The 15,323-nt window shown below is 48.4% G+C and carries 15 protein-coding genes; 11 read left to right on the forward strand and 4 right to left on the reverse strand.

What is annotated here, in order from left to right:
- Nucleotides 1–308 precede the first annotated feature (308 nt).
- A complete protein-coding gene (locus BC351_RS30965; RefSeq protein ID WP_079418317.1) occupies nt 309–893 on the reverse strand; it encodes a CcdC protein domain-containing protein in 585 nt (194 codons plus the stop codon).
- A gap of 161 nt (nt 894–1,054) precedes the next feature.
- On the opposite strand from BC351_RS30965, the gene BC351_RS30970 reads away from it, so the two are divergent.
- From BC351_RS30970 to BC351_RS30985, 4 genes are all read left to right on the forward strand, one after another.
- Complete coding sequence (locus tag BC351_RS30970; RefSeq protein ID WP_079418319.1) at nt 1,055–1,351, forward strand: hypothetical protein; 297 nt, start codon at nt 1,055–1,057, stop codon at nt 1,349–1,351.
- The gene (locus BC351_RS30975; protein WP_158082287.1) at nt 1,351–1,986 is read left to right on the forward strand and encodes an HAD hydrolase-like protein; all 636 of its coding nucleotides are present in this window, start codon (nt 1,351–1,353) and stop codon (nt 1,984–1,986) included. The genes BC351_RS30970 and BC351_RS30975 overlap by 1 nt, the downstream gene beginning before the upstream one ends.
- A 165-nt stretch (nt 1,987–2,151) precedes the next feature.
- Nucleotides 2,152–2,622: a signal peptidase II gene (lspA, locus tag BC351_RS30980; protein ID WP_079418323.1), complete on the forward strand. Its 471-nt coding sequence runs from the start codon at nt 2,152–2,154 to the stop codon at nt 2,620–2,622.
- Nucleotides 2,623–2,725: 103 nt separating this feature from the next.
- Nucleotides 2,726–3,070: a hypothetical protein gene (locus BC351_RS30985; protein WP_079418325.1), complete on the forward strand. Its 345-nt coding sequence runs from the start codon at nt 2,726–2,728 to the stop codon at nt 3,068–3,070.
- A 524-nt stretch (nt 3,071–3,594) separates the two neighbouring features.
- Here the strand turns inward: BC351_RS30985 and BC351_RS30990 are convergent.
- A complete protein-coding gene (locus BC351_RS30990; RefSeq protein ID WP_079418327.1) occupies nt 3,595–5,742 on the reverse strand; it encodes a DNA topoisomerase III in 2,148 nt (715 codons plus the stop codon).
- A 231-nt stretch (nt 5,743–5,973) separates the two neighbouring features.
- Between BC351_RS30990 and BC351_RS30995 the strand changes: the two genes are divergently transcribed.
- Complete coding sequence (locus BC351_RS30995) at nt 5,974–7,581, forward strand: sensor domain-containing diguanylate cyclase (protein WP_079418329.1); 1,608 nt, start codon at nt 5,974–5,976, stop codon at nt 7,579–7,581.
- A gap of 109 nt (nt 7,582–7,690) precedes the next feature.
- Here BC351_RS30995 and BC351_RS31000 read toward each other — a convergent pair whose 3' ends face one another.
- On the reverse strand, nt 7,691–8,134 hold the full coding sequence (locus tag BC351_RS31000; RefSeq protein ID WP_079418389.1) for an OsmC family protein: 444 nt from the start codon (nt 8,132–8,134) through the stop codon (nt 7,691–7,693).
- Nucleotides 8,135–8,312: 178 nt separating this feature from the next.
- Here BC351_RS31000 and BC351_RS31005 point away from each other — a divergent pair, with 178 nt between their 5' ends.
- Genes BC351_RS31005 through BC351_RS31025 form a run of 5 tightly spaced genes read left to right on the forward strand, consistent with a single transcriptional unit; the run spans nt 8,313 to nt 13,454 of the window.
- On the forward strand, nt 8,313–9,374 hold the full coding sequence (locus BC351_RS31005) for a DUF7847 domain-containing protein (protein ID WP_079418331.1): 1,062 nt from the start codon (nt 8,313–8,315) through the stop codon (nt 9,372–9,374).
- On the forward strand, nt 9,371–10,024 hold the full coding sequence (locus BC351_RS31010; protein ID WP_079418333.1) for a DUF4129 domain-containing protein: 654 nt from the start codon (nt 9,371–9,373) through the stop codon (nt 10,022–10,024). The genes BC351_RS31005 and BC351_RS31010 overlap by 4 nt, the downstream gene beginning before the upstream one ends.
- Nucleotides 10,008–11,198 (forward strand): DUF4350 domain-containing protein, encoded by a 1,191-nt coding sequence (locus tag BC351_RS31015; protein ID WP_079418335.1) that lies wholly within the window; start codon nt 10,008–10,010, stop codon nt 11,196–11,198. Before BC351_RS31010 ends, BC351_RS31015 begins: the two co-directional genes overlap by 17 nt.
- 5 nt (nt 11,199–11,203) lie before the next feature.
- Nucleotides 11,204–12,124 (forward strand): AAA family ATPase, encoded by a 921-nt coding sequence (locus BC351_RS31020; RefSeq protein WP_079418337.1) that lies wholly within the window; start codon nt 11,204–11,206, stop codon nt 12,122–12,124.
- Nucleotides 12,075–13,454 carry a DUF58 domain-containing protein gene (locus tag BC351_RS31025; RefSeq protein ID WP_244209232.1) on the forward strand — a complete coding sequence of 460 codons (1,380 nt, stop codon included), beginning with the start codon at nt 12,075–12,077 and terminating at the stop codon, nt 13,452–13,454. Before BC351_RS31020 ends, BC351_RS31025 begins: the two co-directional genes overlap by 50 nt.
- On the opposite strand, the gene BC351_RS31030 is transcribed toward BC351_RS31025, so the two are convergent.
- Complete coding sequence (locus BC351_RS31030) at nt 13,449–14,426, reverse strand: stage II sporulation protein M (RefSeq protein WP_079418339.1); 978 nt, start codon at nt 14,424–14,426, stop codon at nt 13,449–13,451. The two genes, BC351_RS31025 and BC351_RS31030, sit on opposite strands and share 6 nt — an antisense overlap.
- A gap of 88 nt (nt 14,427–14,514) precedes the next feature.
- On the opposite strand from BC351_RS31030, the gene BC351_RS31035 reads away from it, so the two are divergent.
- On the forward strand, nt 14,515–15,309 hold the full coding sequence (locus BC351_RS31035) for an RDD family protein (protein WP_158082288.1): 795 nt from the start codon (nt 14,515–14,517) through the stop codon (nt 15,307–15,309).
- Nucleotides 15,310–15,323 lie beyond the last annotated feature (14 nt).

The following is a 15,323-nucleotide window of genomic DNA, read 5'->3' on the forward strand; positions in this document are numbered from 1 at the left end:
CCCCCAACCCCCGCAAAAGCAAGCTGAGCCCGCCAAAAAAGCCGCCTCAGCTGCAAAAAGTAGCCAAGTGCCCTCCGAGCCCGTCAAAAAGGCAGTCTCAGAATAAAAAAGCCCCCAACCCCCACAAAAGCAAGCTGAGCCCGCCAAAAAAGCCGTCTCAGCGGCAAGAAGTAGCCAAGACCCCTCCGAGCCAGCCCAAAAGGCAGTCTCGGAATACAAGCCCCCCAAAAAAAATAAGCTGAGCCCGCCCCCAAAAGGGGCGTCTCAGCCACAAAAAGCTGGCCCGAAAAAGCCGGCTCCAAAGCTAATTACTTCGCAATATCCACATTCGTCTGCGATACTGTGCCATCGGTTTTGTCGTCTGCCGCCAAAGCTGCAGGGTCCAAATGGGCCTCTTCACGAAGGAGGTAGCTAATGAACAAAACATAATACGACACGATAATGAAGAAAACGCCGGCAGTCAGCGGGTCTTTTGAAAATTGTGTCAGGTCGGCAGGGTTCATGCTCGATGGGTTGGCAGTTGCGTTCGTAGCAAGGCTGATGAAAGCGACGCGATAGACTACGCGGCCGAGAAACAGCACAAGAACGGTAATTTCTACCCATAAGTGGGTGCGATAGTACCAACCATCCAAGCGATGCTCGAAACGGGTGTGGCGAATGGCCGTGAGGCCTAGACCCGCACCAGCGGCTAGCCCAATGATATAGCCGATGAAATGGATGGGGTGAATAAAGCCCAGCAGGAAAATGAAGAGTCCCAAGACGCTGAAAAGAATGAGGCGGAACTTAAGTCTGCCGCGAGAAAGCTTTTGAAAGCCAATGGTGCGCTTCGTTCGGCGATAGATAAAGAAGCCGATAATGACGAAGGGAATGGCATAATGCAACCAATCTTGCACGAAATAACCTCCAATCGGAATTTTCTTTCCTTATTGTAGCAAATTTAGGCAGCTTGTCATGAGAAATGTTATTCCGTTTACAAAAAACTGTCATACACTTAATAGTAGAGCGATAAACTTACTATTACACACAAAATGTGCCGCAAGGAGTTGACTGACCAATGGCTCTCATCACTCACGTTAATGTATGTAATGCCGACAACGAAATTTACTGCTGTCTTCGCAATAAAATAGTGAAGTTGGATGTTCAGCAGAAAGAGCAGTTCTGCCAAGGTTGTAAAATGTATGCTGGTGAGGCAGAAGGTTATGCACGCGGGGTCACCTGCGTATGGGAAGATGTCCGTGTGGTTAGCAATCCGCATGTGGCTGTAGACCCGATTGAGGAATTTACGCATAATCAAATCCGCGAAGTGCCGCCCGAGGGTCCGGCCTTATTTTTATATACGACTGAATGGTAATGGTCAAACACATCCTTTTTGATTTTGACGGGACCTTGGTGGATTCTAGAGCATTGCTCGTAAAGTTGTATAATGAAATGGCTGCGCAGTATCAATTCCGTATGATTCGCGATCAGGATCTGGCGCTTCTACGTTCGCTTACGATCTCTGAGCGGGTAAATCGGTTGGGCGTTCCTGTCCTCCAAATTCCAAAGCTAGTCGTTGCTGGCAGGCAGATGTATCAAGACAACATCCGTACGCTGCACATTGTACCTGGCATGAAAGAGGTCATAGCCCACATTTCAGCGCTGGGGATACGCAGTTCGATTCTTTCTTCGAATTCCGAAGGCAATATTCGGACGTTTCTCAAGAACAACAGGATGGATGGCGCGTTCAAGGAGATCATTTCGGCAAAGCACCTTTTTGGCAAACACCATTCGATTCGGAAAGTGATGAAACAGTGGGGGACACCACCCTCAAGGATGATCTATGTCGGTGACGAGCTAAGGGATATTGAGGCCTGCCAGAAATTGGGCGTGCCGATTATTGCTGTGACTTGGGGATATGACTCACCGCGCCTATTACTTAGTGGGAAGCCCGATTACTTGGTGAACTCGCCGAGTGACCTGGTGAAGACTCTGCTGGCATTAACCTGAGAGTAAAGGTTCATGAGGCATTGCAATCGGCTGCCGCAGACGAGGTCTGAGGTAGTTTATTTGCGTTGCAGGCTTATTGGAAACCGCAGCATTCGCAGTTGGGTACAATCATCGTGTAAAATAGAAAGAACGGGTGAACGCTGCCGTCAGGAGGGGTGTCAGGTTATGTTGTTTTATCTTATTATTTTCATCGTCACGGCGATTGATCAAATTACCAAATATAAGATCCGGTCTATTTTGAGTGTTGGCGAATCTATGCCATTTTATAAAGACATTATATCGTTTACGTATTATCAAAATACGGGCGCAGCTGGCAGCACCTTGCAAGGTTGGGCGCGTTATTTGGGAATACTGGCCGTCTTGATTGTGGCAGTCATTATTTATTATTGGAAAAAAGGACGCATTCAAGGCATCCTCAAGCAATCAGGTGCGGCTTTGCTGGTAGGAGGAGCCATTGGAAATGGGATTGAACGATTGCTCTTTGGGAAAGTGACGGATTTTATCGTCTTTCGCTCAGGCAATGGGGTGATGAATTTAGCGGATTTAGCCATTAATTTAGGCGTTGTGTTATTTGTACTGGACATGTTTTGGAGCTATAGACAGTCCCTTGGCCGCAAAAACAAAATTTTGGAATGATATGGGTCTTTTAAACTATAGATGTAGATCAAAAGTACTATTTGTGATATCCTTCAGTTAGACGGTTTATAACCGAGTTGATGTTGAACTGGGGGATGATGATATGAGGCCGGACAGGCAGGCACTGATTGATGAATTTTTTGCTATGGTTCGCAAATTAAATCGGACAGGTTCCGATATCATGAATGTGAGGGAATTTTTCTGGGGATCTTCCGAGATTCGCGCTTTCGTCCCTCCCACGGTAGAGTTCATGACAGTCCTTCGAACATACAATGCTGTTTTATTTCACGAATTCCGCAAATCTTTGGTACCCAATACAAGTATGCATATCTTAGCGAATGTTCATATGGAAGCTGGGGAAGCGTTGATTAGTCTTGGAATTACGAGCCTGGAAGAGCTGCAGATGGCGGTCAAAGGGAAAATTACGGCATTAGCCCAAGAAGGATAAAGGGACTTTCCCTAAAAGATAGAGCGCAGCCGATCAGAGGAAAAGGGCTGTCTCAAAGTAAAAAACTAAGAAATCTCTCCTTTTGTTCAAATGGTTGGGTGGTACCTCCATTGCCAAAGAGAGATTTCTTTTTAATACAGCCTCTTGTGGCCTCTAGGAAGGCGTTTTTTTGCATTTCACTGGATAAACTCCAGTCAAAGCAGCATTTCCTCCTTCCGAAATCCGATAACACTGTAGTAAGTCCAGTGGAATTTGGGTTTGTGGCCTCAAGGAAGGCGGTTTTTTGCATTTCACTGGATAAACTCCAGTCAAAGCAGCATTTCCACCTCCCAAACCCGATAACACTGTAGTTATTCCAGTGGAATTTGGCAACAGAGTTGGGGTTGTAGTCGCAGTTGAATAGGCAGTTGCAATTGCAGATGCGGTTGTAGTTAGGATTAGGCGGTACCCGTAGAGCCTCTAAAACAGAAGGGGCTGCCTCACAGTCATTTTCGACTTTTGAGACAACCTCTTTTTCATGTGAATTATTCGTCTTTCTTCTGCTGCATGGCAGCTAGCAGCTTGTCGGCAAGGGAGTTGCCGAGCTGAGTCTGATCTGAGAACTTCTCGATCAGCTGGCGGTTCATCTTGGCAGAGGCACGCCGGCCGCCGCCTGTGGATTCACTATCGACTTTCTCCACGAAATTGCAAGGACGGCATTGAAAGTATTTGCCGGCTTTGCCGTTGTGGATCTCCATTTTCTTGTGACACTGCGGACAACGATGGTTGGTCAGCTGCCCGTCGGCTTCGCGTTTGTAGGAGCACTCGCGACTGGAACAGACGAAGTAACGACCACGTTTTCCTTTCACTTCTTGCAGGAATTCACCGCAATCCGGACATACGCTTCCCGTTAGGTTATGCGGTTTGTAGGCAGCTGAGCTTCTTTTGACTTCTTCAACGAGCTCGACTGTTTTCTTGCGAATCCCGCTAAGGAACTGGTCCATGCTTCCTTTGCCCTTGGAAATTCGTTCAAGCTCGAGCTCCCAGCGTGCGGTCAGCTCTGGAGAACGAAGCTCTTCGGAAGCCAGCTCGATGAGCTGAGTGCCTTTCCCTGTTGGAATGAGTGAAGAACCTTGGCGCTCAATGGTGTCAGAAGATACGAGCTTCTCAATAATATCTGCGCGAGTGGCCGGCGTACCAAGTCCCCATTTCTCCATTTGGGACAGCAGGGAGGCTTCGTTGTACCTAGCCGGCGGTTTCGTCTGACGGCTTAATTGGCGAGTGTTCTTGACGGTAACGGCATCTTTCTCTTTGGCTTGAGGCAGCAGTTGCGACGGATCTTCATCCGTCTCGGCTTCTTCGCGATCCGGGTCGGTGAAATCAACGGTGCCATAGACATCTTTCCAGCCGGCTTGTTTCACGACTTTACCGGAAGCGTAAAGTTTTTCGCCGGCAACTTCGATCGTCAGCTTCGTTTCGTCATAACGGCATGGGCCACTGAATAAGGCAAGAAATCTACGTAAAATAAGGTCGTACAGCCGGCGTTCGTCAGCACTTAAGGTTGCTAATGAAATAGCTTCTCCAGTTGGGATGATGGCATGGTGATCGCTCACTTTGGAATCATCCACGATGCGTTTCGTTATGGTTAAAGGTTTGCGTATAAAAGGTGCGGCAAGTGCCGCATAGGGGCCAATTGCAGAGCCTTTGAGTCTGCCAAGCAGAGTCGGTACCATGTCCGATGTCAAATAACGGGAGTCGGTACGCGGATAAGTGACGAGCTTATATTGCTCATACAGCCTTTGCAGCACATTGGATGTCGTCTTGGCCGAGAAGCCGAATTTGCGGTTCGCATCGCGCTGCAGCTCAGTGAGATCATAAGCCAGCGGATGCGGGATTTGCTTCTCGGTTTGACTCACTTGCAGGATTCTGCCGCTTTGGCCCTGCAGCTTGGCTTTCAGGGCATCGGCGCGCTCACGGTCGAATATGCGCGAATCGCCTGTTTTGGGGTCACGCCATATCGCGCGGAAGGCCCCCAGCTCCGCTTCGATCAACCAATAGTCGACGGACCGGAAATCGCGGATTTCAACCTCGCGGCCCGTCATCATCGCCAGCGTGGGCGTCTGCACGCGCCCAGCGGACAAAGACGCGCCGAATTTGCTGGTCAGCGCGCGCGTGACATTAAGGCCGATCAGCCAATCGGCCTCAGATCTGCAGACGGCTGCCTGATACAGCCGGTTGTAGTCCGTGCCAGGCTTCAGCTGCGCGAAGCCTTCGCGAATCGCCTGATCCGTCTGCGACGAGATCCAAAGCCGTTTGAACGGCTTTCTCCAGCGGATCAGCTCCATGATCCAACGCGCGACGAGTTCGCCTTCGCGCCCCGCATCGGTGGCGATGACCAGCTCTGCTAGATCGCCACGTTTGCTTAATTGTTCAATCGCACGATATTGCTGCGATGTTTCTTTCATAACTTTGAGCTTCATGCGTTCTGGCAGAATCGGAAGATCCTCCAGGTTCCAAGTTTTGTACTTGGCATCATAATCCTCAGGCTCAGCCAAGGTCACCAGATGGCCAAGCGCCCAAGTGACAACATATTTGGCACCTTCATAATGGTGCTTTTGTTTCTGATTACAGCCGAGAACACGGGCAATTTCTTTGGCCACGCTCGGTTTTTCTGTGAGTACGAGTATTTTCATTGGGAACACGACCTCATTTCTTTCTACAAAATCAGCATAATGGAAACAGGGTATATTTTCAAATCATAAACAGTTGCGAGGGCAGTCCATTGCTCCTGTAAATAGTACTAATTTAGCAATTCTGATAAATATTTTTGTGTGAAATGTCAAAAAAGTGTGAATTTTGTCTGTTCTTGTCTCTATATAAAGGTATAATAAGGATATGTAGGATAAAAAGGGGTCAAAATCAGAATGGGACGCAGGTATGCTTTTTTTTCAAATCAAACCATCAAAATGAGGTTTCAATTATGGATTGGCCTCGTAGTGGTTCTCTTTGCCTTTTCAATTATTGTCACCTTTTACCTCATAGAGAAAAAAGACCGCTTACATGAAGCGGAAAATCAGTTAAAGCAAGTAGTCACCCTGCAAAGTCTTTATATCGAGCGGTGGAATAAGGAGAAGCTTGATGTGATCAAGCGATTCGCGGTATCGGATAATGCAAAGTTTCACCGGATTGGCGAATTAAGGAGAGAATTTCAAGATTATGAGCGCGTGGGTTCAGAATTCGCATTGATTAGCTTTGTGGAAGAAGACGGATATATCCGCTCAGAAACAGATCCGACGCTGAAGGTATATGTGGGAGATCGGGATTATTTTAAGTATGCGATGGATAAGAAAAACTTCATCTCCGGTGTTGTCTACTCCAAGGATACCGGAATGCCCATCATTACCTTCTCCGTGCCGGTTCTGGGAGACCAGAATGAATTTCGAGGCGCTGTTGTCGGAATGATCAGACTGGAAATGCTGAATAAATTAATGAAACAGCTCAGTTTTGGTGAAACCGGGGAAGTGTATGTGCTCGATCGGGACGGTAATGTAGTAACGGCTTCAGTCGATGCAAGCAATGATCCAACATTTGCCCAGACACAGATGACATCCGAAATTATTCAAAGAGCGAAGACGAAGAGTAACGATGATAGTGCGTACGTTGGTTTCCACGGAGATATCGTCTATGGTCAATATAAGTGGGCATCGGGAAAAAGCTGGATTATTGTTGGCGAAATTACCCAGAAAGAAGTCTTCGAGAGTCTTAATCAATTGAGTATTACGATTATTATTATTTCGCTAATTGCCCTCATAGTAAGCATATTCGCTGCGATAACGATCGCCTCTCGGATTGAGAAGCCGATTCGGTATTTGCTTCGCGCTACGAAAATCATTCAAAATGGCAATTATGATTACCAAATTAGTCCGGAAAAAATTAAAATGGCGCCGATCGAATTGAGAGAACTGTGCGATACGTTTAACCTGATGTCCGAAAAGCTAAAGACGAATATCACGCTGCTGGAACATTCTGCCCTGGTGGATCAATTGACAGAGATACATAATCGGAGATATATGATGCTGGAAGGCAATGAACAACTGTTGGCCAATATCGCTGCGAATCAGACATGTTCAGTCATGATGCTGGATATCGACCATTTCAAGACAATTAATGATACGTATGGTCATTTGGTGGGGGATCGTGTTCTGCAGCATGTGGCTTCCCTTCTGAAGAATAATGTCGGTGGGGACACGATCGTTGCTCGTTATGGCGGTGAAGAATTTATTCTATTGGTCCTTCGCAGAAATGCGCAGGAGAGTGTTTCCTTGGCAGAGGATCTCAGGAGACGTTTGATGGACGAACCGTATGTGAATGGGGAATTGACTGTGAAGCTGACAGCGAGCATCGGTGTAGCCGAATATTCGCAAACGTTGGAATACGGAACGATGATTTTGGAAGATATGGTTTCGAGAGCGGATCACGCGCTTTATCGTGCCAAATCGGGGGGCAGAAACAGAGTGGAATTAGATCGCTGAAGGTGGTTCAGAATTCCGAATCTCTTGGAAATCTCAAAAAGCCTCTATCCTATTAGTAGGAAAGAGGCTTTTTGAGTTGTCGTTGATTGTTGGAGATTTTTCTGGAAGATTAATTTTCGATGATAATGCCGCTTAATTTGAGATTGACCAAGTTAGCAATTGTATCCCCAACAGGGCAAGTTTCTTCTAGAAACTTAACAAATTCTTCAACCTTCTCTTGAGGTGCGTCTGTTTTGATATGAAAAGTATAACGAATATCCGAATATCCAGGACGGACATCGGACTTTTTAAAGAATCCGTCCAAATCCAGATCTCCTTCAATTTCAACTCGAAAATCTTCAAGATGAATATTGAACTTTTTAGCATATACTCTGGCTACAATCGATTGACATGCTCCCAAAGAACCAAGCAACGCCTCAACAGGATTCATTCCAGTATCTGTTCCACCCAAACTTTTTGGTTCATCAATCGTAAACTCAAAGTTTCTGGAACTAACTTTGACAACCACACCTTCTTGCAATTGGGCTGTCGCTTTAAATGTTGTAATAGCTATCTTACTCACTCCTTTGGCGTATTCATTCCAATTAATAATACCATATAATTCCTGTGGTTTTAATAAGATATTAAAATCAATTCATAGACGAAATGATTTCAGGCGATAGCAAGGATCACGGATTCGGGTGTATAATAGTCAAGTAGTTAGTAAATTACCAACATTTGGGGGGTTATCCATGCAAAGCACGCCATTAAGACCAATGGGAATTGGGAGAATTTTGGATCGCAGTTTCCAGCTGTACCGTAAACATTTTGTGGCTTTAACATTAATCATGCTGATCTTATTCGGTCCTTTCTATTTGCTCCAGCATTTGCTGATGTATCAAGAGACGGCAAGTACATCCTCTTCCATTCTTGATCAAATTCGAAGTGGCAAATCGCTTGAGGATATGTTCGGAGCGGATTCTTACTTACAAAGTAATCCAGCTGCGCAAGATCCAGAGTTCATCTGGAGAGCACTTATCCTGATGATCGTGTTAGTTCCTATTATGCTTCTTGGCCTTTTTCCAGCCTCTATGGCTTCTGTGGTTCACTTGGTTAAAGCTAACTTGCTGGGGGAAGAGACGCCGAAGGTCGGACAGCTTTTGAAGAAATCGTTTCGTCGATTCTGGCCGTTAGCAGGCAGTACCTTTCTCGGTGGGCTGATCATGTTTGGATTATACATAGGTCTTGCGATTGTTATCGTTATTTTTGCCATTGTATTCGCACTGGGAGGAAGCTTCTCGAGCGCAGTAGGAGGTTCAGGCGGGGGAGGGATGGTCTTAACCATTCTATTCTTTATCCTGCTGGGGCTAGGCTCGCTGTTTGCTTTTGCTTACTTTTGTATTCGATGGAGCTATTATTTGCCTTTTGTTGCCTTGGAGGAAGAATCCATTGGGCTCGGACGCAGCTGGAAATTAACACGAAGCAGCTTTTGGCGCTTATTGGGCATGTATGTTGTGCTAACGCTCATTCTGTATTTGTTCCTGGCTGTTATTCAATTGATTATTGCGGCTGTATTTGGCTTAGGTTTATGGGCGCAGCTGCTGCAAAGCTTAATATCGATTATCGTTATGCCCTTGTGGTATTTGCCCTACGCGGTGAGTTTCTTTGATTTGAAGGTACGGAATGAAGGCTTCGGTCTTGAAGCTATGATTGAGCACACAATATCTTCCTCACCTTACGATAAGTCGGAGGAATTGGAGCCGTTTGACCCTTTTGATGACCCACAACCTATTAATTTGGATAAAAAAGAATGATTCAAGCAAGCTTTGCCGCATCTTTGCAAGAAGATAAAGAGCAATTAAAAAAAATTCTGGAGCAAAAGGAATATAAAGCTTATGAGCTCAAGGACCATGAATCCTTCTGGTCTTGGCTAAAGCCTTTTTTCCGGAAGCTGCGCGGTTTGCTGCCCGATTTTGAAGTTTCTGACAAGGTCACAGACTGGTTGACCATCGGTGTGATGATTGTGCTTCTGGGCATTGCTGCTTTTGCGATTTATTGGTTCGTGAAACAGCTGATTTGGCAACAAAGGGCAAAGACGGAAACGTATTTGCCTGAAGGGGAAATCAGTCGTTCTTATCTTTATTATTGGCAGCAAGCTGCTGAGCTGCGACAAATGGGTGATTGGAGAGAAGGCGTGCGTTCTGTCTTTCTTTCCCTGCTGTTTGTCCTGGAAGCTGAGCGTATGATTCGGGTGGAGACATGGAAGACGAACTGGGAATATGCAGAGGAGCTGAAAGGATCAGCTTCGCTGCTCATTCCGTTATTTGAAGAAAGTTCACTGCTTTTTGACCGTATCTGGTATGGGAAAGAATTGGTGACAGAACAACAATTCATATGGATGTATGAACAAATTGCTCGGGTGATTGACAGGAAGGAGGGCTTGATCCATGAAAGGGCTGAATAAGCTGCACGTGGGACTAGCGCTCAGTATCCTGCTGTTTCTTGCATTAGGTTATTGGCTGGTGAAGCCGAAGCTGCCCGATCAGCCTCCCTATCTATCCTTTTCCGCTGATACCGATGGGACCCAAGCATGGAAGGAACTGCTTAGCACGAAGCAAGCAGTTGTGAAAGAATGGCGGCTGAATTGGAAACATCTTCCTAGCGGGACGTCCATGCTGCTTGTTGCGATTCAGCCATCGGGTGTGACGAAGGCGGATCGGGAACAACTGCTGGAGTGGGTTCGCAAGGGGAACGACGCGGTGTTGTTTGATCGTGAGCCGGAAGGCTGGGAGATGTGGAAGACGGAGCTTGCGGGTGACGGAGAAGCACTTGGAAATAAGGCTGCGAATGAGAAAAAGACGCCCTCTGCTATGAAGGCTTCGCCCGACTATCTGCAAGCGGAGGGCAAGTTCACAGGCACGGTGGAAACGCCGTACCGGATTCAGGTGGGCGGAGCTGGGCAGGCGCTGTTCGAGGATGAGCGCGGCGTGCTCGCCAGCCGCGTACAGGAGGGCTCAGGCAGCATCACGATGGTGCTGACCCCGACTTGGATGCAGAATGGGACAATTGATGAAGCCTCCCATTTCGAATTGATCTGGCCGCTGTTCGCGAAGTCCTGGGCTGCCGTGTGGGTCGATGAGACCCATCACGGCTTCGGGACGAAGCCCGGACTGCTGGCCGTATATCCCGCGTGGCTGGTGCTTGCCAGCGTGCAGCTTGGTCTGGCGCTGGTGTTGTGGCTCTGGCTGCGCGGCAAGCGCTTTGGCTCCGTCCATACGCCGCGGGCGTGGACGGTTCGCCGCGGCGACGAAGGCGTGCACGCCGTCGCCGCTTGGTATGAGCGCCTCGGCTACCAGCGCGAGGCGCTTGCCCACCAGCAGCTGTTCCTGCGGCAGCTGCTGCATCAGCGCTGGGGGCTCAGCCCCAGCGCCAGTGCTTCGCAGGCCGCGGAAGCTGCGCGCGGCCGGTTGCCTGAGGCGCAGGCGGCGCAGCTCGCGCGCCTGCTGGCAGAGTCGCCGGCTGATGGCGGCGGCTCAGAGAAGCCCCGCGCTGCGAAGCGGCGGGGTGTGAGTACACGAGCGTTCGTGCAGCGAACGCGTGAGATGGGCGAGATCATCGCCTACTTGGAGAAGGAGTGAGCGTAATGAACGAAATCATACAAGCGATGGAGCAGCGCTTATTCGGCCAAAAGCTGAATATCCGGCTGCTCGTCACCGCACTGCTGGCAGGCGGGCATGTGCTGCTGGAAGGCGTGCCCGGTCTAGGCAAAACGAAGATGGCGCGCACGCTTGCGGAATTCATCGGAGGCGATTACCGCCGCATTCAGTTCACGCCGGATCTGATGCCCGGTGATATTACGGGCAGTGTTATTTACAACATGCAGGAGCATTCGTTTACGACCATTCAAGGTCCGATTTTCACGAATGTGCTGCTCGCTGATGAAATTAATCGGTCAGGACCGAAGACCCAAGCGGCGCTGCTGGAAGCGATGGAAGAGCGTCAGGTGACGATTCAGGGAAATACATATAAGCTGCCAAACCCGTTCTTTGTTGTAGCAACTCAAAATCCTGTTGAATACGAAGGCACCTATCCGCTGCCTGAAGCTCAGCTTGATCGGTTCTTGTTCAAGCTGGTGCTTGATTATCCCGGCGAAGAAGCAGAAATCGCGATTCTTCGTGGACATATCCCTTTCCCTCAGCACCAAGAGGAAACCCTCTCGGCTATTTTGACACCGGGACGCATTGAAGAACTGCAGCGGAAGCTGGCAGATGTCGTCGTGGAGGAATCCTTGTATGCGTACATCGCAACGATTATTCGTAAGACACGCGAATCCAAGCGAGTTCAGCTGGGAGCAAGTCCGCGAGCAGGTATTGCGGTGTTGATGGCGAGCAAGGCCTGGGCTCTGCTGGATGGACGGACGTATGTGACGCCCGACGATATCAAGCTTGTAGCGCGGCCAGCGCTGCGGCACAGGCTGCTGCTTACACCGCAAGCGGAATTGGAGGGCGGAACCAGTGACCACATCATCCAAGAAACGCTCGGCGCTATTCCGGTTCCTCGATAGACGGCTGATCCAGGATTTTATCCTGCCGACGAACCGCTTCATCCTCCTTGCAGCTGTCGGAGCGATTGTGAATATGATAGCTTTTGTTTGGGATAGAGATTCAGTCCAGCCTGTATTTTGGAGTTACAATGCTTTGCTTATTCTGTTAAGCGGCATTGATCTGTTGCTGCTCCCCAAACGCAGCAGCTGGACAGTCCAGCGCAAACTGCCGGAGCAGATGGATGTCAGAAGCAGCGCCCAAATATCCATTGAGCTTAGCGCGCAAGGAACCGCTCATGTTCAGGTAGAGGTGATGGATGACTTGCCGCCAACCTTCCAGCTTGAAAGCGGTCAGCTCAGCGGTGCATTCCGTGGAACAGCTGCGTCCATTTTCTACACGGTTAAAGCGTTGGAAAGAGGCAAATATGACTTCAAATACGTCTATCTACGCTACTGGGGCGGGATGGGTCTTTGGAAAAAGCAAGTGAGGATTCAGCATCAAGCGGAGATTGAGGTTTACCCGGATCTATCTCAGGTACGAGGCGTGCTCGGGGCTGTTCAGGATGCGTTGATCCTCGAAGGTCATCGGCTGTTCAAAAAGCAGCGCAGCGGCTCCGAATTTTCCTACATCCGTGATTATGTGCAAGGCGATGATATCAGGCATATCAATTGGAAGGCTTCTGCCCGCACGACCAAGCTGATGACGAACCTTTTTCAACCGGAAAAAGGAAAGATTGTGACGTTGGTGCTGGACTGCGGCCGCCAAATGGCGATTGAGCTTGAAGGTCAGGTGAAGCTGGATCGGACGTTGGAAGCGGCTTTGACGCTGGCAGCCGTGGCTCTGAAGCAAGGAGATCAAGTCTCGCTGGTTGCTTATTCGAATCAAGTGAAAGTCTATGTGCCACCTGGGAAAGGGCTGCCGCATCTTCAGGCCCTAACAAGGGCTGTGTATGATTTGCGTACGGACTTTGTTGAGTCCAGTACCCAGGTTGCTTTTACACATGTGCTGCGTTTTCTGAAAAAGCGTTCATTGGTTGTGCTGTTTTCGGATATGGAAAGCTATCTGTACGATCAAGAGATGCTGCCCTATGTGCAGCGATTGCGGCGCAGTCATCATGTGCTGCTCTTATCTTTGCAAGACCCTCTGATTCACGGTTGGGTACGCATTCGCGCAGAAGACAGCAAGCAGGCTTATCGGCAAAGCATGGCTCACAAGTTTACGACGGATCGTTATGCTTACGTAGCCAAAATGGCCGGCAATGGCATCCCAGTAATGGATGTTCCTGCCGACCAGCTTACGCTTAGCGCCGTGAATGCGTATTTGGACTTAAAATCACGCGATCATTTATAGGGTTAATGGTTTTTGTTTAGCTCGTTTACTAATACCATAGCCGTAGTACAGAATTAGAATGAGCAAAGTAACGCCGGCAATGAGATATTTCACTTCCAGGGACAACGTAGATGGCGTAATGTACCCCTCGATGATGCCTGCGACGATAAATAAAGGGATCGTGCCGATCAGCAGCTGTGCGGATTCTTTCGCTGACTCCAGAAAGCGCAGCTTGCGTGGATAGGGGCCCGGCACAAAAAAACGATACCCCATATACAAACCAGCCCCGCCCGCAATAAAAATAGCGGTTAGCTCAATAATGCCATGCGGCAAGATATACGCCCAAAATACATAGCTTTTTCCGGATTTCATGAAGACAGCAGCCAGTGCGCCAACGAGAAGTCCATTGCTGATCATTAAATACACGGTGCCAATGCCCAGTGTCACACCGCTAATAAAAGCGAGAACCGCGACTCGAATGTTATTCGTCATGATCGCCGTTGAAACAAGGGGGGAATGGATGTCCCCGCGCGGATCGGCTGTTCGGGACGGATCAATATTTTCGGCCATCGTGCCGGGCATAATCATCGACAGGTTTAACGGATCTTTCCAAACGGACAGGAAACCGAGAAGTCCTCCCAGCAGGAACAGGATCAGCGCAAAGCCAACAAACAGGCTTCTGGCTTGAATCAGCGACGGAAAATAATGAAGGAAAAATTGCTTCATTTGCGAGCTGCTTTTATTGCTTTCTTTGTACATCGCATTGTGTGCTTGGGAGATGAGATGATTGAGATACACGGTAGTTTCGTCTGCTGGCCGATGTGTTTGCAGAGTGGCGAGATGGGCCGATACTGTTTTGTAAAGTTCCGTAAAGCGATTGATTTGACTGGCTTGCAAACTGCTCTTCCGCTTATTCAGCTGTCTTATAAGATCTTCGAGCTCAGTCCATTGCGATTTATGTTCACGAATAAAACGCGTAATATCTAACGTCATGGTGATCCTCCTATGCTTGAGCGAACGTGTTCATTTTATCATATCTAAGACAATTGTTACCATAATTATGAAATCAGAAGGAGATAGGATGAACGAGTCTCTGGATAAAAAAGTGACAATCATTACCCCAGAGCAGGTGCAGCTGCAATTTCAGACTGCAGGAATTGGCTCTAGAGCGATAGCGCATTTGCTAGATACGTTGATTTTAATGGTCGTGAATGGCCTTTTGTTTTTTTTCGTGCTTTTGGTACGTCGATTGTACGCAGGGGACTGGCTGCCAGCCGCTGCTGATTATTTAATGGCATTCTCCATTATTTTATTAATCCTCTTGAATTTAGGGTATTTTGTTTGTACAGAGGCTTTCATGGGCGGGCAAACCGTTGGCAAGAGGCTGCTCGGTCTGCGTGTGCTTCAGAATAATGGGCAATCTGCTACGATGCTTTCGATCCTGATTCGCAATCTGTTTCGATTGCTGGATATGATGCCGAGCTTTTACTTCTTGGGTGCAGTCTGTATCATGTTTAGCGCTAAGGACAAGCGTATCGGAGATATGGTTGCTGGCACGATCGTGGTGATTGAGGCCCGTTTTGAACGCGTGAAGCGGCGAAAGCAGCTGGATACAGCAATCGTCAAGAAAAACTATCCGAATCTAGGACTGAATCTGGAGGCTGAGAAAGAACAAATTACTGCGCAGGATTGGCAGCTCTTGCTGGCGTGGGTCGAGCGGATTCCGACGATGCCTGCTGCTAGATTAACGGAGTTGGCTGAGCCGATAGCACAGCATTTTGTCCGAGTATTGGAACTGGACCAGATGGTTGCGAAAGAACCTGCCGCTTTGTTGGTAAATCTATATGGCATTCTGAGAAACGACTGGGAAGTGTAAAAGCAGCTTGAAGG

The sequence above is a fragment of the Paenibacillus ferrarius genome, from assembly GCF_002027705.1.
Classification (GTDB): domain Bacteria; phylum Bacillota; class Bacilli; order Paenibacillales; family NBRC-103111; genus Paenibacillus_E; species Paenibacillus_E ferrarius.

Coding starts and splice junctions, on each gene's coding strand:
- BC351_RS30970 (WP_079418319.1), top strand. CDS start 1,055: ATGGCTCTCATCACTCACGTTAATGTATGTAATGCCGACAACGAAATT.
- BC351_RS30975 (WP_158082287.1), top strand. CDS start 1,351: ATGGTCAAACACATCCTTTTTGATTTTGACGGGACCTTGGTGGATTCT.
- lspA (WP_079418323.1), top strand. CDS start 2,152: ATGTTGTTTTATCTTATTATTTTCATCGTCACGGCGATTGATCAAATT.
- BC351_RS30985 (WP_079418325.1), top strand. CDS start 2,726: ATGAGGCCGGACAGGCAGGCACTGATTGATGAATTTTTTGCTATGGTT.
- BC351_RS30990 (WP_079418327.1), bottom strand. CDS start 5,742: ATGAAAATACTCGTACTCACAGAAAAACCGAGCGTGGCCAAAGAAATT.
- BC351_RS30995 (WP_079418329.1), top strand. CDS start 5,974: ATGGGACGCAGGTATGCTTTTTTTTCAAATCAAACCATCAAAATGAGG.
- BC351_RS31005 (WP_079418331.1), top strand. CDS start 8,313: ATGCAAAGCACGCCATTAAGACCAATGGGAATTGGGAGAATTTTGGAT.
- BC351_RS31010 (WP_079418333.1), top strand. CDS start 9,371: ATGATTCAAGCAAGCTTTGCCGCATCTTTGCAAGAAGATAAAGAGCAA.
- BC351_RS31015 (WP_079418335.1), top strand. CDS start 10,008: ATGAAAGGGCTGAATAAGCTGCACGTGGGACTAGCGCTCAGTATCCTG.
- BC351_RS31020 (WP_079418337.1), top strand. CDS start 11,204: ATGAACGAAATCATACAAGCGATGGAGCAGCGCTTATTCGGCCAAAAG.
- BC351_RS31030 (WP_079418339.1), bottom strand. CDS start 14,426: ATGACGTTAGATATTACGCGTTTTATTCGTGAACATAAATCGCAATGG.
- BC351_RS31035 (WP_158082288.1), top strand. CDS start 14,515: ATGAACGAGTCTCTGGATAAAAAAGTGACAATCATTACCCCAGAGCAG.